19 protein-coding genes, 1 pseudogene and 1 riboswitch are annotated in these 20,772 nt (G+C 36.4%); of the genes and pseudogenes, 5 read left to right on the top strand and 15 right to left on the bottom strand.

Annotation, left to right across the window (positions count from 1 at the left end):
* Positions 1 to 189: 189 nt before the first annotated feature.
* On the top strand, positions 190 to 1,380 hold the full coding sequence (locus NKG37_RS14795) for a helix-turn-helix domain-containing protein (protein WP_254414864.1): 1,191 nt from the start codon (positions 190 to 192) through the stop codon (positions 1,378 to 1,380).
* 112 nt (positions 1,381 to 1,492) lie between these two features.
* On the opposite strand, the gene NKG37_RS14790 is transcribed toward NKG37_RS14795, so the two are convergent.
* Positions 1,493 to 2,185 carry a hypothetical protein gene (locus NKG37_RS14790; RefSeq protein WP_254414863.1) on the bottom strand — a complete coding sequence of 231 codons (693 nt, stop codon included), beginning with the start codon at positions 2,183 to 2,185 and terminating at the stop codon, positions 1,493 to 1,495.
* A gap of 637 nt (positions 2,186 to 2,822) precedes the next feature.
* The gene (locus NKG37_RS14785; protein ID WP_254414862.1) at positions 2,823 to 4,139 is read right to left on the bottom strand and encodes an ISLre2 family transposase; all 1,317 of its coding nucleotides are present in this window, start codon (positions 4,137 to 4,139) and stop codon (positions 2,823 to 2,825) included.
* A gap of 467 nt (positions 4,140 to 4,606) precedes the next feature.
* Between NKG37_RS14785 and NKG37_RS14780 the strand changes: the two genes are divergently transcribed.
* The gene (locus tag NKG37_RS14780) at positions 4,607 to 5,722 is read left to right on the top strand and encodes an ABC transporter ATP-binding protein (protein ID WP_016204047.1); all 1,116 of its coding nucleotides are present in this window, start codon (positions 4,607 to 4,609) and stop codon (positions 5,720 to 5,722) included.
* A gap of 94 nt (positions 5,723 to 5,816) precedes the next feature.
* Positions 5,817 to 7,310, top strand: coding sequence for a glycine betaine ABC transporter substrate-binding protein (locus tag NKG37_RS26120; RefSeq protein WP_302183184.1), 1,494 nt, complete (start codon positions 5,817 to 5,819; stop codon positions 7,308 to 7,310).
* Between the two features lie 59 nt (positions 7,311 to 7,369).
* Here the strand turns inward: NKG37_RS26120 and NKG37_RS14765 are convergent, their stop codons facing one another.
* Complete coding sequence (locus NKG37_RS14765; protein WP_016204049.1) at positions 7,370 to 8,320, bottom strand: ATP-grasp domain-containing protein; 951 nt, start codon at positions 8,318 to 8,320, stop codon at positions 7,370 to 7,372.
* Positions 8,320 to 8,565: pseudogene (locus NKG37_RS14760) on the bottom strand (alkanesulfonate monooxygenase); the annotation flags it as partial. The gene NKG37_RS14765 and the pseudogene NKG37_RS14760, both read right to left, overlap by 1 nt.
* A 94-nt stretch (positions 8,566 to 8,659) precedes the next feature.
* Between NKG37_RS14760 and NKG37_RS14755 the strand changes: the two are divergent.
* Positions 8,660 to 8,845, top strand: a complete 186-nt coding sequence (locus tag NKG37_RS14755; protein WP_101730586.1) for a hypothetical protein — start codon at positions 8,660 to 8,662, stop codon at positions 8,843 to 8,845.
* A 408-nt stretch (positions 8,846 to 9,253) separates the two neighbouring features.
* Here NKG37_RS14755 and NKG37_RS14750 read toward each other — a convergent pair whose 3' ends face one another.
* The 11 genes from NKG37_RS14750 to NKG37_RS14700 all read right to left on the bottom strand — a co-directional run bounded on the left by NKG37_RS14750 (position 9,254) and on the right by NKG37_RS14700 (position 19,030).
* Positions 9,254 to 9,994: a serine/threonine-protein kinase gene (locus tag NKG37_RS14750; RefSeq protein ID WP_224428227.1), complete on the bottom strand. Its 741-nt coding sequence runs from the start codon at positions 9,992 to 9,994 to the stop codon at positions 9,254 to 9,256.
* A gap of 139 nt (positions 9,995 to 10,133) precedes the next feature.
* The gene (locus NKG37_RS14745; RefSeq protein ID WP_254414861.1) at positions 10,134 to 10,421 is read right to left on the bottom strand and encodes a hypothetical protein; all 288 of its coding nucleotides are present in this window, start codon (positions 10,419 to 10,421) and stop codon (positions 10,134 to 10,136) included.
* Between the two features lie 68 nt (positions 10,422 to 10,489).
* Entirely contained in the window at positions 10,490 to 11,002 is a 513-nt protein-coding gene (locus tag NKG37_RS14740) for a radical SAM protein (protein ID WP_254414860.1), read from the bottom strand.
* Positions 10,956 to 11,294, bottom strand: coding sequence for a beta/alpha barrel domain-containing protein (locus tag NKG37_RS14735; protein ID WP_169188251.1), 339 nt, complete (start codon positions 11,292 to 11,294; stop codon positions 10,956 to 10,958). Before NKG37_RS14735 ends, NKG37_RS14740 begins: the two co-directional genes overlap by 47 nt.
* A gap of 116 nt (positions 11,295 to 11,410) precedes the next feature.
* Positions 11,411 to 11,509, bottom strand: a riboswitch (TPP riboswitch).
* Positions 11,510 to 11,715: 206 nt separating this feature from the next.
* Entirely contained in the window at positions 11,716 to 12,309 is a 594-nt protein-coding gene (locus NKG37_RS14730) for a cell wall hydrolase (RefSeq protein WP_254414859.1), read from the bottom strand.
* Between the two features lie 310 nt (positions 12,310 to 12,619).
* On the bottom strand, positions 12,620 to 13,390 hold the full coding sequence (locus NKG37_RS14725) for a sugar phosphate isomerase/epimerase family protein (RefSeq protein ID WP_016204058.1): 771 nt from the start codon (positions 13,388 to 13,390) through the stop codon (positions 12,620 to 12,622).
* Between the two features lie 13 nt (positions 13,391 to 13,403).
* Entirely contained in the window at positions 13,404 to 14,222 is an 819-nt protein-coding gene (locus NKG37_RS14720) for a sugar phosphate isomerase/epimerase family protein (protein ID WP_016204059.1), read from the bottom strand.
* An 82-nt stretch (positions 14,223 to 14,304) separates the two neighbouring features.
* A complete protein-coding gene (locus tag NKG37_RS14715) occupies positions 14,305 to 15,468 on the bottom strand; it encodes a Gfo/Idh/MocA family protein (RefSeq protein ID WP_016204060.1) in 1,164 nt (387 codons plus the stop codon).
* Positions 15,469 to 15,524: 56 nt separating this feature from the next.
* Positions 15,525 to 16,283 carry a sugar phosphate isomerase/epimerase family protein gene (locus NKG37_RS14710; protein WP_016204061.1) on the bottom strand — a complete coding sequence of 253 codons (759 nt, stop codon included), beginning with the start codon at positions 16,281 to 16,283 and terminating at the stop codon, positions 15,525 to 15,527.
* Positions 16,284 to 16,496: 213 nt separating this feature from the next.
* The gene (locus tag NKG37_RS14705; protein WP_254414858.1) at positions 16,497 to 17,534 is read right to left on the bottom strand and encodes a Gfo/Idh/MocA family protein; all 1,038 of its coding nucleotides are present in this window, start codon (positions 17,532 to 17,534) and stop codon (positions 16,497 to 16,499) included.
* Between the two features lie 128 nt (positions 17,535 to 17,662).
* A complete protein-coding gene (locus tag NKG37_RS14700; RefSeq protein ID WP_016204063.1) occupies positions 17,663 to 19,030 on the bottom strand; it encodes an extracellular solute-binding protein in 1,368 nt (455 codons plus the stop codon).
* Positions 19,031 to 19,195: 165 nt separating this feature from the next.
* Here NKG37_RS14700 and NKG37_RS14695 point away from each other — a divergent pair, with 165 nt between their 5' ends.
* Positions 19,196 to 20,635: a DDE-type integrase/transposase/recombinase gene (locus NKG37_RS14695; RefSeq protein ID WP_169187685.1), complete on the top strand. Its 1,440-nt coding sequence runs from the start codon at positions 19,196 to 19,198 to the stop codon at positions 20,633 to 20,635.
* The last annotated feature ends 137 nt before the right edge of the window (positions 20,636 to 20,772 follow it).

Genomic DNA, 20,772 nt, shown 5'->3' with positions numbered 1-20,772 from the left:
AATAGAAAGCGCTTACTTAAGTAGTCCAAGTATATACTGATATCAATTTTGGTTATGGTATAATTTCTATTATTTTGGTAATTTAACTACCTTATCACTCTCTAAATTTTGACAATATTAAATTTAATGGAGGAGAATCTAGTGGGAAATCGTCTAAATATGGAGAATATGGAGTATATATGTAACTTAATGAAAGATATATTAAATGTCTCTATTTATATACTTAATAAGGAAAATATTTTAATGAAGGAAATAGTACCAAATGAATTATTCAATCCTCTTTATCCCTCTAAACAATCTTTTTTTAGAGAAGTCATTAGTAGTAATAGAAAGAAAAATCATGATCCTATTATAAAAAACACCTCTTATTACGAAAGTGCATCTATTATTCCTATTGCCAACTTAGGAACCATTTTATTAGGTCCAGTACTATCTTCTCGACCAACTAAAGTGCTTATCGATGAATTAATTGCTACTTATGGAAGAAAGGAAATGGAAGATACATTATGCGCTTATTATTATTCTCTTCCCGTGATAAGCAATGCTAAATTAGGGCAAGTTTGCAAACTTTTTTATTTTTTATACAATAACAAGATTTATAACAATGAAATGATTCTTCCAAAAATACAACCGCATAGTCATTTAGTTGATGAAAAAATTGCAAACAAATACATGTTAGAAATACATCAAAACTCCTCTTTTCACCATGATCCTATTGCTGAGAAAAAAATCTATCAATTTATTATTGATGGACAAAAGGAAAATCTTCTTGCTTATTGGAAAGCCTTTAAGGAAAACACTTCTTTTGATTTCGGGAAACTTTCTAAAAAAAATGAAGGGAGAAATCAAAAAAACTTATCCATTGCAATCATTACACTTGCAACCCGCGCAGCCATTACTGGTGGACTCCATCCTGAGATTGCTTATACTCTAGGAGATCGTTTTATCCAAGACTTGGAAGAGTTTGACTATATAAACGACATTCATCTTTTTACAGAAAATATTTTATATGAGTTTGCAGATAGAGTAGAAAAAACAAAAAGGGAAAATTACTCTAGACCTATCTTTCAATGTAGAAATTATATTTACAAACATATCTATGAACCGCTAACATTACAATCGATTGCAGAACATTTGTCCGTTAACCCAAAATATTTGTCCAATTTATTTAAAAAAGAAGTAGGGATACCGATTAGTGATTATATACAGCAAACTAAAATTGAGGAAGCGAAAAAACTGATGACTTTTGGCGAGCACTCCTTATCCGATATTCATGCACTATTATATTTTACCGATCAAAGTTATTTCACTAAGGTATTTAAAAAATATACCGGGATTACGCCTAACCAATTTAGAAAGAAACCGGTAAGTTTTTTATAAAAATAGAAATAGGGCTTATCTAACAGCATGGTATTGCGTTTGGATAAGCCCCAACAGATTAAAATATCCCCCCAAAAAAAACCTATTTAAATGCCTCTTCTTCTGGTTCCAACTATTCAATCATCTTAAGTATCGTTTCTATATCATGGTTCTCGACATATGCTTCACTATCATTGAACATTTCATCTGTAAATTTAATACCACTCATAACAATATATGGATTTTCCACATTAGTCACACGTGTAAGCTGCATTACCGCATCACCCTTGAATAATTCAAGAGCCTCTGTCCGCTCTTTTTCGGTATCATAAATCTGTATATCTCCACTAGGAATTGTTCCATATAAATAACTACTAATGTAAATGATATATCGCTCATCTAACCAAAGAGCACCACTTGGATAATGTTGATCTCCAAATCTAGCTCTCGAATCGATGATTTCTTTTAGTCCATTCTCTTTAGAATAGACATAAAGAGCACCCCCTTCTTCCCATCCATATTGTGGTGTTAACAAAACTTTAGCACGAGTTGGTGAATAATCAATCGGATCCATCTTAGCAAATGAACGATCATGATCAAAGATTTGCTTAGATCCATCCTCTTTTGTTATTACCAAAGAAGTTGGTTCGACGCTATAGGACAGACTTTCACTCTCAGCGTCAGTTTCAATATTATTATCCGTCTCCACATCCTTTTCGTTTTCATTTTTCGATTCTTCCTTAGTAATTGTTTCAGTCCCTGCTTTTGTTTCCTTTTGAAAAGAATAGTTGCCGATAAATACAATTCCTGCTCCAATTATCAACACAGTAGCGATACCAATAATAAATCCTATCCAGATATTTTTAATAATAATCCCACCATTAATTAATAAATTTTTTTATTACTAAATCTTTTCTTTTTCCATATTTTTAAGAATAATAGCTGAAAATGATTTTATAGATTTTTTAATCGGAGAATATATCTTCTTATAAATAGAAATAGAAGAACAATAGCAAAGAGCATAACAAAAGACGATGTATATACTGTGAACGCATACCAAACTCCTATCTTAAAATCTTTTATTATACTATTCGGATTAAAAATAAGGCTAATAACAAAGTTAATAATAAAGATACACAAACTAAAAATTGCAGAGTCTTTAATAATCTTCAATATTTCCCCACCTTTCTGCTATCTAAATAATGTTTTATCAAACGACCTCTGTCAAGATCACAGTCCTCCTATACTTTACTAATCGAGATAAATATTTGTAATTCCTCTTTTTGAGTAGAATTACAACATAATATATTTTTTCATTAATAATAGCAATCCAACCAACATTATAGATTGAGTCAAGTTTTTGTGGGAGTTTTTTTAGCTCCCTTTTTTATAAAGTAAAACCTCTAAGTTTGTATCCGCTTTCCAATTGGTTTTGTTCTTCCAACTGTTGATTCTCTCATTTTTTAAAAACCTTTTAATCCCTGTAAGGCAAAGTGAACGGGTTTTCCAATCGCTTGATTTAAGTATGGCATGTTCTGACGCACGGTTTCTGTTACTAATTTTGTGGGTATTTTTCTTTTCGGTCGATGCTCTTTCTTTGATTTTTCCGTGGCTTTTTCCCATTTTCCATATATCGTTTGGATAGATAGATCATCCTTCAACCCAATCCACAAACGTGCCATGCTCATGACGCCTTTTTTGCTCCATGCTCTTCCATTTTTTAATCGTTTGGCTAATTGATTCATCATTGCTTCTGCACTTCCCATTGGACGATACGCTGTCGTGTCCACGCCTTTCTCCTGTAACCAACTACGGTAATCTTTTATGGTTTCCTGATGATGCGTTAAAAAGCCGAGGAAATGCGCTAGTTTTTCTTCTTCTTCTGGTGTATCCATTGTTCCTACTGCGCTATTCAACTCTAGAAGTAATGTTTCTACCTGGTAGTTTTTTAACGCTCTTTTCATGTAGCGGTATCGAGGATGGCTCTTCATTAGTTGCTTCATCGAACGAGCGACATGAAAACGGTCCATGGTGAAAAAGGCGCGTTCCCGAAAATACTCCCGACATGCCGTTATCCAGCCTGCTCCATCGCCATTAATAATAAGCAAGGTTTGGGTTGGATCATACGCATAATGATTCTGTAAGAATGTTTCAAAAGCTTCCCAAAAGGGTTCTTTTTCTTCATAGAGAAAATGCCTTTTATTTCGGAGCCTGACTCGCTTTCCGTTTTCTTTCCATCCCTCATGTACAGCGGCGAATTTCAACTCCCATCCACGCTTTTTCTTTTCTTGACTCTTCACATATAATCCATCTACTTCGACAAACAACACCTTTTGAAAAGGACGTTTTTCCTTAGCGGGAAGTACGCTTGTATGAAGAAGATGTTGCCGTAATGCTTCGTGGCTCATCGCCGAATAGCCTAAAAATTGTTCGAACGTTTCCACCGCCTTTCGATAGGAGGAACCATTTGTCGCTAATTCTAGCCCCCATTCTTCTAATAGTGGACTAAACCCTTTATTCCCTTGAAACTGTAAATAATGATCTAACAGACAAATATATTTTTTGGTTACACGATCGAAATAATAATTACGCTTCAGCTCCACTGCTCCAAACGCTGTATCTACTCGTATTTCTCGTTTATCTCGTAAAGCAAATCTTCTTTTGTCTCGTTGCTGAGCAATCTCTAGATCCCAATTTTCTAATGTTTGAACAAGGATTTCTTGAAAGGTCATTTGTAGTGTTCGAAATAAAGTTTTTTCCAATTCTTTTAATGATGGCATTTTTGTGTTACATTGATTCATGAGAGCCTCTCCTTTTCGTAGTATTCTAGTCAAACTCTACTTTACAAAAGGAAGCTCTCTTTTTTAATACTTAATTTTTTCCAGCTACCGCGCTTTCGCTTGGTGGCCTTTTTGTCTAGTTGGGGGACTCGTCCCCCAACTAGACAAAAAGGATATTTATTCTCCCACAAACATTTTACTCATACAACATTATAAAGATTACTTCAAAATACAATTATTGTCTCTTTTTCTATTTTTTAAAGTAAGCCTCAGCGACTTGCACACCCATTATTTTAACAAAAAATCTGCCTGCACCATCCCATAACAATCCCATTTTGGACTCTTTTTTCTGAAAATAGTGATATAATAGTTAATAACAGTAATTTATATTTTAAAAAAAGGAGGTTAGTTAGTTAGCAAGATCGGGTAATAAGTTGTATAGAAAAGTCTGGAGGTGTTCGTAGAAATTGATTCAATTTAATGAAGTTACTAAAACGTTTCAAGATGGATTTAAAGCACTTAAAAACATTTCATTTCAGGTGAATGAAGGGGAATTACTTGTTCTAATTGGACCAAGTGGTTCAGGTAAAACAACTACTATGAGGATGATCAATCGACTCATAGAACCTTCCAGTGGTTCCATTACCATTGAAGGAAAAGATATTTCCACTGAGGATCCAGTAAAACTCCGCAGAACTATTGGCTACGTCATTCAGCAAATAGGTTTGTTACCCCACATGACCATTAAAGACAACGTATCGCTCGTTCCTCGACTTCAAAAATGGAAAAAAGAACAATACATGGACAAAATTAATGATTTAATGAAAATGGTTGGGCTAGATCCAGATACTTTCGGTGATCGTTACCCTTCCGAATTAAGTGGTGGACAGCAACAAAGAATTGGAGTTATTAGAGCCCTTGCTGCTGAGCCAAAAATAATTTTGATGGATGAACCTTTCAGTGCCTTGGATCCTATCAGTCGTGAACAACTGCAGGATGAATTAGTCCGACTACAGCAGGATATTAAAAAGACAATTGTATTTGTTACACATGATATGGATGAAGCGCTTAAAATAGCTGACCGTATTTGTATTATGCAGGATGGAGAAATTGTGCAATTAGATCGTCCAGAAAATATATTACGGCATCCAGCCAATGAATTTGTTCGCAGTTTTATTGGAGAAGACCGTTTACAAGAAAACATTTCTTTACCTAAATTAACAAAATTAATGGTAACACCTGTCACAGCTGGTCAGTCTCGAGGTCTTGCTGAATCGTTAAAGTTAATGAGAAGAAAACGTGTGGATAGCCTTGTTGTCGTAGACAAATCCAATACTTTTCTCGGTATAGCGAATGTTTGGGAGGTACAAAAACGATATAAAGAAGAAGAATTAACCTTACAAGATATAATGGACACCAATATAAAGACGCTGAATGTAGAAGAACCGACAGAAAAAGCTTTTCAACTTGTCAATGAATCCCAATACGGCTTTATTCCAGTAGTTAATCAGGAATCTAAAATTGTCGGTATTGTCAACCGTGCAAGCCTTGTTGAATATATAGCAGATCAAATTGGAGAATAAAAAGGAGGTTTGAACCATTCCTAACATAATTACAGAGACAGTAGATGTCTTTATCAACCGTTGGCCAACAATATGGAATTTAATTTTAGAGCATATGTATCTTTCTCTTCTTTCGATTGTTATTGCAATCGTGATTTCCGTTCCTCTAGGAATCTATTTAACTCGCCACAGAAAAATCGCTGACTCCATCATTGGAATAGCGGGTGTATTTCAAACTATACCAAGTTTGGCATTACTAGTATTTTTAGTACCATTCATCGGAACCGGTAAACTTCCAGCCATTATTGCTTTAACTGTTTATGGTCTGTTGCCGATTTTACGCAATACATATCTAGGAATTGTTGGAGTAGAAAGATCAGCAATCGAAGCAGGCGTCGGCATGGGTATGACCAATCGTCAAGTGCTTTGGATGGTTGAATTACCATTATCTCTAAGCGTCATTATGGGAGGAATCCGAACCGCAACTGTCCTAATTATTGGTGTGGCAACGATAGCTGGACTAATTGGTGCAGGCGGACTAGGAGATTTAATCTTCCGTGGCTTACAAACATATAATACAGGTCTTATCCTTGCTGGAGCTATTCCTTCTGCACTCTTGGCGATTATATTTGATTATTTGTTAAAACTTTTAGAAGCAGACGTTACGCCTCAGGGCCTGCATCAAAATAAAAAAGCAAAAAAAAGCCGGATTCGCATCTGGATTGTTGCAGGATTAATCGTAATCCTTCCATTATCAACTGTCATTGCAAATTTCAGTAATGCAAAAAGCACGAAAGATACAATTACCATAACAGGTAAAAATTTCACGGAACAAGAAATCATGGTTTACATCATGGGGCATTTAATCGAGGAGCATACAGATTTACAGGTAAACTATGAATCCTTTCTTGGTGGAACCGCTCCAGCCTTCGAGGGCGTAAACACTGGCAATTATGATATGTACATGGAATATACCGGTACTGGACTATTAAGCATCTTAAAAGAAGATATGGTTAGTGATCCTGATGAAGCATATGAAATTGTCAAAAAGAAATTTAAAGAAGACTACAATTTAGTTTGGTTAGAGCCGTTTGGCTTTAACAACACTTATACATTAACACTTCGCAAAGAAGACGCTGAATTAAACAATATAAAAACAATTTCAGACTTAAAAAAGATGGCACCAGAACTTACTTTAGGATCTGAACCAGAGTTCCTTGAAAGAGAAGATGGTTATCCGGGGCTTATTGATACTTATGGAATAGAATTTAAAAATACTCAGGCAATGGACTCTGGCATCATGTATAGTGCGATTAAAAATGGAGATGTGGATGTCATTGACGCCTTTTCAACCGACGGTCGCATCCCGGCTTTTGATTTACAGGTACTGGAGGATGATCAAAACTTCTTCCCTCCTTACTACGCTACACCGGTAATTAGAGCAGATACATTAGAAAAGCATCCAGAATTAGAAGAAGTATTAGGCATGCTTGTCGGAAAAATTGATAATGAAAAAATGCAAGAACTAAATGCACGAGTAGATATTGATAAAGAGCAATATGAAGATGTTGCTGTGGAGTTTTTGAAAGAGGAAGGGTTAATTGAATAGTTAACGAAAAAAACTAATAAAAGGGATAGATACAATCAACATCTATCCCTTTTTCTTATTTATTTCGAAACTCCATACCTACTCTTCAACTCATCCCCTAAATAAGTGGCTAATTGAAGCATTCCATATATGCCAGCTTCTTTTTCTGCATCTGCATTGTAGTTTGTATTTGTATTAATATCATACGTATAAATAGTACCGCTTTGATCTTTCATGAATTCAATTCCAGCTACTAAAATTCCTTGTGAAGCTAAGAATTGTTCATATTTTTCGATGATTGGCTCATTGAAACCTTGCTGGATAGTAAAATTCGGTTTTTCTTCCACTTGTTCACCGACAGGGCAGAATAGATCATCGATTTGGCATGCATCTGCTGGGCAAAGCTCAAATCCTCCTGCTGTATCTACCTTCACTGCGTAAACAAATTTCCCACCAACAAATTCACATCTTGTAATGGATTGATCTGGTGTTTCGATATACTGTTGAATTAAGGTAATACCATCGACTGGTTCTTCAAATTCCGGTCCTTCCACATATGACTCAAGTTCATTTATGGAATGGAATAAGCGAACACCCAAGCCTTTTCCTGCCCGATTATGCTTTGTAATAAAAGAAGGGTTGCCAAGCTGTTTTGCTGCGGCAATAATATGATCTTTACCAGTTGCCACCAACGTTCTCGGAGTTGTAATTCCATGCTTTTGTAAGGCAGCATATTGAGCTGCTTTACTCACCTCTAACTTTAAAGCGCTACTGCCATTTACTACCGTTCTTCCATGAGATTCTAGCCATTCCAATACAGCCGATGTATATTCAGCAGCATAACGGTGACCCCGAGTATGCGAAGAAGCACTCATCCTACTATAGAAAATCCCTTCCGGCGGCTCTTGGAGTAAATCGAAGCTACCTTCTGATAAGTCCCATTCCTCATACGGCAAATTTAATTCATCTAGTCTTTTTGTTAAATGGACCGTCCACTCACTATTTTCATGAATAACGTATATTTTACTCATCACCCAGTCACTTCTCTTTCTTTTCTTAATGTCTCAACTAATGGCATAACTTTTTCGGAAAAGTTTTTCATTTCCTCAAGCTGTGGAGAAAATTGCAGAAGCAATAAATCAACTCCGGCTTCCTCATAATCTAGGATTCTTTTCGCTATTTGTTCAGGTGTTCCGATTAAATTAGGACGGAGTCCACGATTGGAAACAGAGTAGTCATATAACTTTATTTGTTGTTCTAGTTGAGATTTATTTATTTTTTTTGTAAATTTCCGTTATACTTTTGCATTGTTTGTTAAAATTAATACTTAGATGAATCTCAAAAGAGGTGATAAAATGTTTAGAAAAATCATGAAGAAAATACAGCAATTTTCTGGTAGCTATAGCAATAGCCGCCGTCATAGAAGCTATAAAAAATATAGTAGCAGTGATAGAAGAGGTTATCGAAAACATAAAAGCTACAGTAGTTCCGACTACCGAAAACGTAATCCCTATGGGGGCAGCCATTATTATAAACGCCGAAAGCATAGTAGCTAAAGGTACTAAAGAAGCTGGGACATAAGTATTTTCAACCCAATAACCCCAAACGATTATACGTACATGCTAAGAAAAGTTTGTATAATTGTTTGGGGTTTATTCATTTTAAGAAAGAAGGTTTGTGGTGATCACCCGCTGACGGAATTCACTTCGCTTTCCATGGGGCGAGCGCCAAGCCTCCTCGTTCCTGCGGGGTCTTGGACTTTCTCGCAGCTCCCATAGGAGTCTACGTGTATTGCGTCTGCTTTGTATTTCCTACTAAATTATATTTTCTTTTAAAAATAATGATGGAACGAGTTGGTTTCGCTACTAAATTAGAGATTGTTCTTCTTTATCTATTATATATTTTGTTCTGTCCCTGCCTTTAGTTTATACCTTTTAATTTTCTTGTAATATTCCAATCGCAGCCTATAAGTCTTTTTCAATTTCAACCATATTGGCAAATGGATCAGAAATTCCCAATAGTTTTTTGAGGAATTTTATGGTTGCAGGATGCAAGCTTAATTCCTCTATCCATGTACGCCGCTTGCTTTTCTTCCCTTTAAACGTAGAATACAACAAAAACAAAATCATCTGGCCAAAATCGTAGTAATCATCTTGTCGATAATTGCTTATATTCTTATCCCTTTCAGATATTTGTTTAGCAAGTCCAAAGTCAATTAAATGCACTTTTCCTTGATGGACGATAACATTTGGTGGTCTAATATCTGTATGAAAAATATTATGTTGATGTAAATACTTTATAATAGAAAGAAGTTGTTTCATCATATTTAACGCATCTAATTCTGTAAACTTTCTATTATGAAAAAATAATAAATCTTCTATATTATCTCCCTCTACATATTCCATCACATAATAATGCTGGTTCTCTATACTAAATTCACCAGTTAAGGAAGGAACCAAGTGATGACTTATTTTGCTCAATAATTGTATTTCATCTTTAAAACGATCGTGTTCTTGCTGTTTTCTCCCCTTACTTGGACGTAATTGTTTGATGACGTATTTTTTGCCTAAACGAGTATCCTTGCACAAATAAATCATTCCATACGCACCTAATCCCAAGCATTTTTCGACTTCATATGTATTCAATCTTGTTCCAGCCTTCAGTGGCCGATCAAAGTACCACCGAGTTAAGTAACTCCATTTCAAAACGATTTACTCCTTATCCGCAGAAAAACTGCTGATTATTTCTATGTTTTTATTGTAACAAAAATATCGTTTTAATTTGAAAGAAAACTTTCATTTTTCTACAGTTACCATTTTTCCACAATAGATTACTTCCGATCCGTTATAACATTTGCCAATCTTTCATCATTGGTTGGTAGCCTTTATGTTTTAGTAATACTTTTATTTCTTCGACTGAGCGATCATCTGAAATTTCAAACTGGCTTTGTGTTGCGTGTGGATCTGAATAACCGCCAACAACTGCGGAAGAATCAGCAGACATTTTTGTCACTCCCAAAGGAATCAATTTTCCCCTAAATTCAGCCGTTTCACGAGTAGATAGATTAATACCAGCTCTCGGAAGAAAAAGGAGAAATGCTAGAATGGCTTGCACTAAATTTTTATCTGTCACAAGATCTTTCGGCTGAAAACTACCAACATGTGGGCGTATGCGTGGAAAAGATACTCCAACTTCAGTTTCTAAATATGTAAATAGCTAGCATGGGCACCTGTTAAAAAACATTCTTTTCTCCAATCATCTAAGCCTAATAATGCCCCAACATTTAATGAACGCATTCCAGCCTCTGCCCCTCTTTCTGGAGTTTCTAGACGATATCTAAAGTTTCGCTTTGGTCCTTTTTTATGAATTTCTCGATAAATACCTTCATTGTATACTTCTTGATAAACTGTTAATCCATCAATACCATCATCTACTAACTCTTTATAATCGTTTTCATCTAAAGGCTGAATCTCGATAGCAATAGAGGAAAAATATTGTTTTAATACGGTTAAGCTTTCTTTTAAATATTCAACTGATGCATGAAGGCGGGATTCCCCGGTCAATAAAATAATGTGTTTAATCCCCATATCTGCAATAACTTGAGCTTCCTTTTGAATTTCCTCAATCGTTAAACGCCTTCGAGGGAATGGATTTGTAAAACTAAAGCTACAATATATCTGGTAATAAATATTTGTGATCGGAAATAACCTCAATCTTAACCCAGTTACCCATACCGATTGCTTTTGCTAGCCTTGCAATTCGTACAGCTTCGTCCGCAGTTCTTGCACCTGATGTATTTGGCATTAATCTCATATTAGCTGGAATATTATTTAAAATGTTTTCCTCCTTTGCCTCTATATCTACTCTGCGAAGAGCTACTGTCACAACCTCCGTATTCGATTTCTCAAGTACTTCCTCCATTTGCTGATGATTTGCAAATTTACCTGTTCCAACAAATAGTCTACTAGTAAATTCTTCTCCACCAATTACAAGTGTATCTTTCATTTTCCATCCTCCAATTCTACATTGTTTTCGTCCTTTGATTACTGGCTAATTACACAATAAAAAGCCCACCCCAATGGAGTGAGCTTATAGACAGTATCACATTAAATTACATAACAACTGTATATTACAAGCTTCCCTCCGTTGGTCCTAACCAATTCAGGTTCAAAGGGTCGGATTTCTCCTCTCAGCCAAAAATGGCACCCCTAGCTTTTCAATCTATGCAATTACTTACATATATAGGATAACAGAAAAACAAAAAGAAAATGTTACAAAAAAACGAATTATGAAAAAATTCATTATTCGAATTAATCCTTCATGGTATCAATAAAGGCTAGCCAAAGTCAGCTAACTGACCGTTGGATAGCCTCTTTCAAAAAGAAATATTCTATTAGGGATATTAATATAAGAGCTGCTCCACTATTTATCTAGCAAAACGGTGATTTCCAATGGTAACAGTTACTTCACGTGTTAAAATCCAGTTACTTGTAGCTGTTTTAGGATTAAAGAAATAAAGAGAACCATTCCCTTGTCCACCTAAAGCAATTGCTTCATTAACCGCTCTTTTTGATTCTGCATCCGCTGCCTTATTAATTTCTCCATTTTTAACTGGTGTAAAGGCATAATACCCATTTGATTTTTCATAGATTACACTACGAATGTTGTTCGGAAATTGATCGCTTTTTACACGATTCAAGACAACAACTGCCACTGCAACCTTCCCAGCGTAAGGTTCACCAACTGCCTCAGCACGTACTAGTCGCGCCATTAAATCTTTATCGGCTGGTGAAACTGTTGCATTTGGTAGAATCATATTTTGACCCGTAATTAAAGGTTTATTCTTATTAGCTTTCATTAAATCACTTACAGGAATCCCAAAACCTGTTGCCACTTTCCAATAAGTGTCCCCAGATTGTATCGTTCGATTGGTTGCGGCCTCTGCTTGATCTATTAATGTAAATGCTGAAATAGATAACACTAATCCAGCGGCTACTATCAGCTTCTTTAATTTCTTCAAATCTATTACCTCCTAGTAGTCGTTTCTGTGTCTATTATTAGGCTAGCAGATGTAATATTTCTATACATCGTCCAAAAAGTGGTAAGTAATAGATTGCTAGGTTGATGTCTTGCTAGGTAAGGGTTCAAAATATTGGTGGAAGTGTTAACCAATCAAGTTAGTTTGCTAATAATATCCTTAGTTAGGGAATTTAGGTAGGTTTGTTACGGTGTGATTTTTGTTTGTAATATTAAAAGAAGAAAATCCCGTGCAAAAAGGCACTAAATTCATTTAGCGCCTATACTCTATTAATCTTCCTATATCCACATCATTATTCGAAAGAAAACTGCTTTTTTAAATAATCAAGTGCTTGCCCAATTTCTTCTTCAAAGTTTCGCCAATTACATTCGATGGAGATTCTGCTATCATAGTTCGCTTTATGTATAATGCTAGCAAACTCTGAGTATGGATACGTACCAGTACCTGGAGCTAATCTATTAGAATCGGCAACATGTATATGATGAATAAAATCCCTCTGTTCATAAAGATGGGCAAGTGGTTCGTTTTCTTCTACCATATGATAGAAATCAGCTAATGATTTTAATGATTTTCGCTTTAATTTCTTTGTCCATTCAACAGCCTCAGGAATACTGTTAATTACATTCGATTCTTTTCTGTTAAGTGGTTCAATCACAATTGTTAAGTTTAGCTGTTCCGCAATATCTGCTACTGTCGATAAAAATATCGCTATTTGCTCTTCCCCTTTTTCTTTTGGATAGCCTTTTGGGAAGGTTCTAGCACCCCCGCTTCCAAATACAATAGTTTTGGCTCCAATTCGATGCACCCGTTCTAAAGCTGATGTTAGATAATCTTTCACTCGCTGATGATTCACACTTTCACCGACGATTTTCAAATCGCTTGGCAGAAGAATATTAAACGCTTCAATCGGAATAGGTGATTCCTGATATTTTTTTACTATATTTTTGAAAACATCTTCGCTTTCTTCTGGCAAAAGGGAAACAACCGTACATTCAATAAAATCATAACCTGCTTCATATAGCGCCTCTGCCTGATCAATAGCAGCGCAACAACCGAACTTCATGGAATCAACACCCTTATATAAGAATATTTTTCATATACTTACTAAACTGCTTAAATGCAATTTCCGGCTCTTCCAACTCTGGACACCACTTTTTTTCCCATTCTAATGTAAAGTAGCCATCATACTCATTGTCCTTTAATAGAGCCATTATATCCGGCAGAGGTATATCTCCTTCCCCTAAAAGACAAAGTTGATAGCCTCTTTTCGTCTCTTTCTTTACATAGGAGTCCTTCCAATGTGTATAGCAAACCCATTCCCCAAGATTATCCCATGTAGTCTCTGGTTTTTCTCCAATTGTTCGATACGGATGATGAATATCCCATAATACAAGAAAATGGTTAGAGGAAACTCTTTGAACAAGTTCTCTTACATTTCTACTATCTGTCCAATCATCATGTGTTTCTAACAGAAGTTTGACATTATATTTCTCTACAAGGGCAAGGTAATCATGCACGTTCTTCTCTGCAATTCCGATTGCTTCCTCTCTCTTCCATTTTCCAATCGCTCCACCAAATACACGGATATATGGGGTGTTGAATTCTTTACATAACAGGGCGTACTGTCTTAATTCCTCTATATATCTATCATATTCTTCCTGTGACTGGGTAACCAGTTTTACCGAACTTGAAAAACAAGGAATTTCTAAAGAAGCTTCCTTAAACTGGCGAACCGTTTCTTTTACATTTGATGAAAATTCTTTCAGTTTGTATATATCAAGTTCCCCCAGAAGCCCACGAAAATCAATACCATTATAACCATTTTCCACCGCATTTTTGATAATTCTCTCTAAGTCCCAATCAGGACACCCTAATGTCGTAAATGCTAATTTCATCTTTACACCTCGCTAATAAAACTAGTATTCTTGCTATGGAGATATGACCAAAGGACAGGGCAGAATGAATCTGCCCTATCCTTTAATGAGATCCTTTCACATCTAACGTTAAATTGGTCTCTTTTTTCTTTGTAAACGTAGATGAATTAATTCTTTCTTGTAGTTTGGAATAAAATAGGTCTTCATTGATTGGCAGTTCGACCCAATCATCCAGCCATGCAGACAAATGCATCGCATTAGAGATTTCTAACCCTTTAATCCCTTCTTCTCCAGGTCCAAGTAATGCTGTCCCATTGCGAATAGCATTCACCCAATTTGCGGTGATGCCTTTATGCTGTGTCGCTTCCCCATGAATGGGAATATCGATTTTCCAGCATTCTGGTTCGCCAAATCCACCTTTATACTCTTTATTGAATTCCCTTTCCGATTGTCTTAATCTCCAAAATGTTAATTTCCCATCCTCTACCACTACTTTTCCCCGATCACCCGAAATTTCATAACGATTAGTTCCAGGAGAGTCACCTGTTGATGTAACAAAAACCCCTGTTGCACCATTTTCATATTCGACATAAGCGGTTACATCATCTTCCACTTCAATATTATGAAATTTCCCAAATCCACAAAACGCCCGAACTCGCTTTGGCATCAATCCACTCGTCCATTGCCATAAATCCAGCTGATGGGGATCTTGATTTAAAAGAACGCCGCCTCCTTCTCCAGCCCATGTAGCTCTCCAGCCACCTGAATCATAATAGCTCTGTGAACGGTACCAATCCGTGATAATCCAGTTTGTTCGTTTGATTTCACCGACTTCTCCACTTTCCACAAGATCTCTTAGCTTTTGATATAAAGGATTTGTTCGTTGATTAAACATAATTCCAAATACCTTATCACTTTTTCTAGCAATCTCATTTAATTCACGCACATTTTTTGTATATACACCAACAGGCTTTTCTACTAAGACATGAAAACCTTTTTGTAGGGATTTGATTGCTAATGGCGGATGATCATAATGAGGTGTTGCAATGATAACCCCATCCATGTCAGCAAACTCCAAAAAGCGATCAACATGATCAAACGTCTGAACATTTTCCCCTAATGTTTCTTTTGCCCATTGTAATCGTTCTGGATTACTGTCACACACAGCAGTTAATTCTGCCCCTTCAATTTCTCGATTATTTAGATACACAGCATGCGAACTTCCCATATTACCAATACCGATAATTCCTATTTTGACATTAGCCAATCTTCTCCATCTCCTTCAGTTGTCCTCACTTTTCAATTTTCTAATTACTATATTTACTACTGTAAAGGTTTTGTTAATTGGTTAAGGTTCTTTAAACTTATTTGGAGACTATCCATCGGATCCCCCGGACAAATATCTTGTTCTACTGCATACCATTCGACTCCAGAGCTTCTGCACCAATTTAGAATAGGAACAAAATCAATTACCCCTGTACCAACCTCTGCAAAAGTTTGTCTTTCATCATTCGTCATGTCTTTTAAATGAATGATTGGCATTCTCTCTGCATAGCTTTTAAGAAATTGCAATGGATCTTTTCCGGCTTTTTTCACCCAAAACACATCTATCTCAGCAAAAATTTTATTTTCAGACGTTGGCTCTAGCAAATACTCCAACGCTGATTTCCCATCTATTTCCGTGTCAAATTCAAATGCGTGATTATGATAACTTATGCGAAATTCTGGTGCCTTCTTCGCCACTTCATTTAAAAGCGCCTTTATCTTCTCATATCCATCTTGATTTCTTACATCTTCTGGTAAAAAGGGGCAAACTATATCTTTTGTGTTATATAACGTTACCTCCTCCACCACCTGATTAAGATCATTTTCTAAACGATCGATAGAGACATGTATCCCCGCCGTTCCTAAATTGTTTTCCTGTAAAGCTTTTGCCACCTCGACTGGGTCATAACCAGCAGGCAATGCAGACAATTGAACTCCGTCCCAGCCCATCTCTTTCAACTCTTTAAATACAGGGGCAATCCCTCTTTTTAATTCCTCTCTTAATGTAAACAATTGTGCAGCAAACTTATATTCCATCGGACTCGCTCCTTTTTTTGAAAAATAAAAGTCTATAACTCTATATTAATCGGTATACGGGGAAAGACATTATCTTATCTTGTTCATTATTGGCAATTATTTTACTCTTATTGCTTTTCCCTAACCTTCCAATGAATCAAAAAGCATATTACATGTTCACTGATGCACAAATATATAAAATAACCAATCTTGTGTTATTTTATTTCTTACATACTACATATCTCCTAGGCTTCTATTTGAAATAAGAATATCATCTATTCTAATTTCCCTTTTTTCATTAGACGATTGGATAATAGCATCAATCATTTGCAAGGAAGGAAGCGCATCTTTAGCGTGAATATAATCTTGGCTATTCGCTATAATGCAAGTATAGAATGTATCAATTAGTTTTGTATGACTCGCTCCATAATAGAATTTCGAGCCATCCAGCTTTGTATCTTCTTCTATCATGACCTTTTTGCCATTTTCATCTAGCATCGTTAACCTATTGTCCTTAATTGTTAATTTTTGATTTTCAAAAATGATTTGAAGTTCAACACTGGAATTATTTCCATTTGCATTTGTTGCAAAAAAGAAGCCGTTTGCTCCGTTTTCAAATACAATTTTAGCTGTTGCTGTATCTTCTGTTTCAATCCCATAATCAAGAAGCTGATCAACAGAACCTCTTATCGTTGCTACTTCTCCTCCAAAAAGCTGCATTAAATCCAGTGTATGAATCGATTGATTAATCATTACTCCTCCACCAGCCAAGTCTAATTTTCCTCGCCACGGTTTCTTGTCATAATAGGATTTAGGTCTTGCCCAAGTAACAATTCCTTTTATTCCAACGATTTGCCCATATTCATTTGAATGGATAATTTGCTGCAGTTTTTCCACCGTTTCATTCAAACGATTTTGGAAGCATACACCTATTTTTACCTTTTGGTTAGCTTCTTCTAGTCTCACTAATTTAAGCCCTTCTTCTGTATTTAAGGCCAATGGTTTTTCTTGAAACACATGGATACCTTTTTCTACACAAGCCTTTGTTACAGGATAATGAAGATAATGCGGCAAACATATATGTACACAATCCAAAGACTCCTGTTCAAGCATTTCTTGATAGTCTGTATAAAAATTAACCCCCTGAACAATCTCCCTACGCGTTTCATCGATATCACTAACTGCCACTAACTCAGCTTTTGGATTTGCTAGTATAGCAGAGAGATGAATACCGGAAATATCGCCGAGACCAATCACAGCTATTTTTAACATAAGACACTCTCCTCTTTTTTTATAAAAAAGAGGTAGAATGGATACCCTTTAATTTCTTTATTTACATTCATCTCAAAAGTTTGAAGTATCCAAACTACCTAATTTCATTCAAAATAAAACCTATTCTTCTATCGATTTTCGACCCACTCTGTACTTTCTTTTTGCGCTTTCTCAAGGGCTGCTTCTGCACTTCTTTTTCCCGTTAATGCCGCTTCAATTTCAGATGTTAAAATATAGCGCGGTTGTGATGAGCCCCATGGATATCTTGGTGTTGTCGGCGTAGACATTGCTTCAAACACGGGAAGCATTAATGGCTGCTCTTTCACACTTGCCCATTCCGTTGCCGATTTCACAGATGGCACTAGACCAAGTTCCTCATAGACATATTTTTGGACAAAATCACTTGTTGCAAATTTAAGCCATTCCCAAGCCAACTCTTTGTTTTTGCTATCTTTTGCAATCGTGATTGGGCTTCCAGCAAATAAGCCTCCTTGACCATCGTCATTCTTAAATTCTTGCGAAATGCCAATTCGATCTCCAAGGCCTTGTGCATAAGCCGGTTTCACCGTATCTCCAGGACCTTGGTTTAACATAATCGCAATATTATTGTCTTTTGTTAACCATTTTTCATTCCCTTGGTTACTCACAATTCCTTTTGGAGCATAACTTTGCATATCTAGTAGCCAGTTCAATCCATTCAACATTTCTTTCGAATTAAAATTAAATTTGACCTCATCCCAAGCAAATCCTGTTCCCCACTGTCCGTTTTGCCCTTCCGCAAGATCTACTAAAGTGAAGGCAGAAGACCAATCCCCGCGGAACCAAATACCATAGTTTTGTTCCCCTGTTTTTGGATTTTTCCCAGTCATTTGTTTAGCCTTTTCTGCAACTTCCTCCATCGTTGGATATTCAGATAAATATTCTACTCCCCATTCATCAAATAGCTGTTTATCATAACTGATAAAACGCGCATCTCCCAAAAATGGAAGTCCAAAAATATCCAACTCCTTGCTATCTGGACCTAAAGCTTGCCAACCTTCTATTTGATTATCGATAAAAATATCCAAATTAAAATCTGGATCTTTGTCAATCCATGGCTGTAATGGTTCTAATACACCTTGAGGAGCGAAATCAGCTACACCTGGCATCTGATACACATCCGCTTCTCCTGATGTGATCATTGCTTGCGTTTTCTCTGTGTATCCTTCCCATGGCATCAGAACAAATTTCACAGTGGCGCCAGGATGCTGCTTTTCAAATTCTTCTTTTAATACTTTTACTCCTTTTGCAGACTCACCAGTAATCGGGTCTGTCTTGTCTTCCATGGCAAAATCCCCAATCATCATGACTGTTATTTGTTGCCCTGCCCATTCTCCATCTTTATCAGAACCTTGGGAACCCCCTGATTTCGAGCTACACCCTGCAAGCACAGTACCTATTAACAGCATTAATACAAAGGCAAAAGTAGCCGTCTTAGAAAATATACTCTTTTTCATTTTCTAACCCCCTATTTATTTAACGTATTGTCAAAACTTTTATAGTAAATAGGTTATTAAATCCTATCTGAGAGGGCTTTATAAGCAAAAAAATTGCCACCCCCTGAATTCTAAGGATAATTGAGGTTACGACACTCTCAACAACCTAGAAAAGGAAGTGACAATTTGTACCCTCAAATTATAACCTATTTATTAACTTTTATAAACTATCAAGAACAACTAATTCGAACATTGCTTACTTTATTGATTGGTAAGAGTATGTTTGATAAGCCTACTGAACAGCCAGTAAATAAACCATATCGAAAACTTCAAGTGGACGACCTTCCGGTCATTGAAGTTCTGGAACAGCTTGATTATCGAGTTCTTCTTAGTGAATATCTAGAGAAGAACGGGAAACCACTTAAACCTGTTCAAAGGCGTAAGAATGCAAAAGTTTCCGTACCTAAATCCATGAACTGCCCAAAGTGTGGTGCTCCATCAGATTATCTTTATGCCAACAATGGAGATAAAGGCCAGTATCAATGCAAGGTGTGTACAGAGCTCTTCAGTGAAAAGAACCGTTATTCTAAGGAAGCCATCCTGAAGTGTCCTCATTGTTCCAAAACTCTCGAGAAAATAAAAGAAAGAAAAGATTTTCACGTGTTTAAGTGCAAGAACAATGACTGTTCTTATTATCAAAAGAAGCTCAATGGGATGACTTCAAAAGAAAAGAAAAGGTTCAAAAAGGACCCTCAAGCATTTAAATTAAGATACATTTTCCGTCAGTTTCATATCGATTTCCAGCCGTTATCCAAGGAATCACCAGAACTGCCGGCCGTTGACTTATCAAAGATTTATGCATCACCACATACATTAGGATTAATCCTAACCTATCATGTAAACTATGGCCTTTCGGCCCGTAAAACAGCTGCGATTATGCAGGACGTACACGGAGTGATGATTTCACATCAGACTGTATTGAACTACGAAAATAGCGTAGCTTTATTACTTAAACCTTATGTGGATCACTATCCCTATGAACTTTCAGACCAATTCTGCGGTGATGAAACGTATATCAGAGTAAACGGTCGATGGCATTATTTATTTTTCTTTTTTGACGCCGTGAAAAAGATTATTCTTTCGTATCCGGTGTCGCCTAATCGAGACACAGCAACAGCCATTCGAGCAATTGATGAGGTCTTAATCAAGATGAAAGAGATTCCAGAAAATCTGACCTTTGTGGTAGACGGGAATCCAATCTATCTTTTAGCCCAACATTTCTTCGCTCAACATGGGATTTCATTCGATGTGAAGCAGGTCATTGGATTAACCAATGAGGACCCTGTTTCGACCGAATATAGACCACTGAAACAAATAATTGAGAGACTTAACCGCACCTTTAAGGGCAATTATCGCTCCACTCATGGATTCGGCTCTGAACATGGTTCCATTTCATACGTCACCTTATTTACGGCCTACTTTAACTTTTTGCGTCCGCATGCCGCCTTAGAAGGAAAAGTGCCCGTAGTGAATCCAGAACTCAAGGGGCTTCCAACAATGCCAGCACGTTGGACAAAGCTCATTGGATTAGCACAACAATGGATAGTAGAACAAAGACAAGCCTAACTTTTTGTTTAGCTGAGCCCTTAAGCTAATTCAGCAATCGGCGGAGCGAACTCTTGACAAACCGAACTTGCCAATGGTTTAAAATGGAAACAACCAAGGGCTTATTTGGTATGCCTTCTTTTGTTCCCTTCGCCCTT

The sequence above is a fragment of the Niallia sp. RD1 genome (assembly GCF_024219955.1).
In the GTDB taxonomy this organism is placed as follows: domain Bacteria; phylum Bacillota; class Bacilli; order Bacillales; family Cytobacillaceae; genus Niallia; species Niallia alba.
The sequence above is the reverse complement of the archived record's forward strand: the minus strand, read 5'-3'. Positions and strand labels throughout refer to the sequence as shown.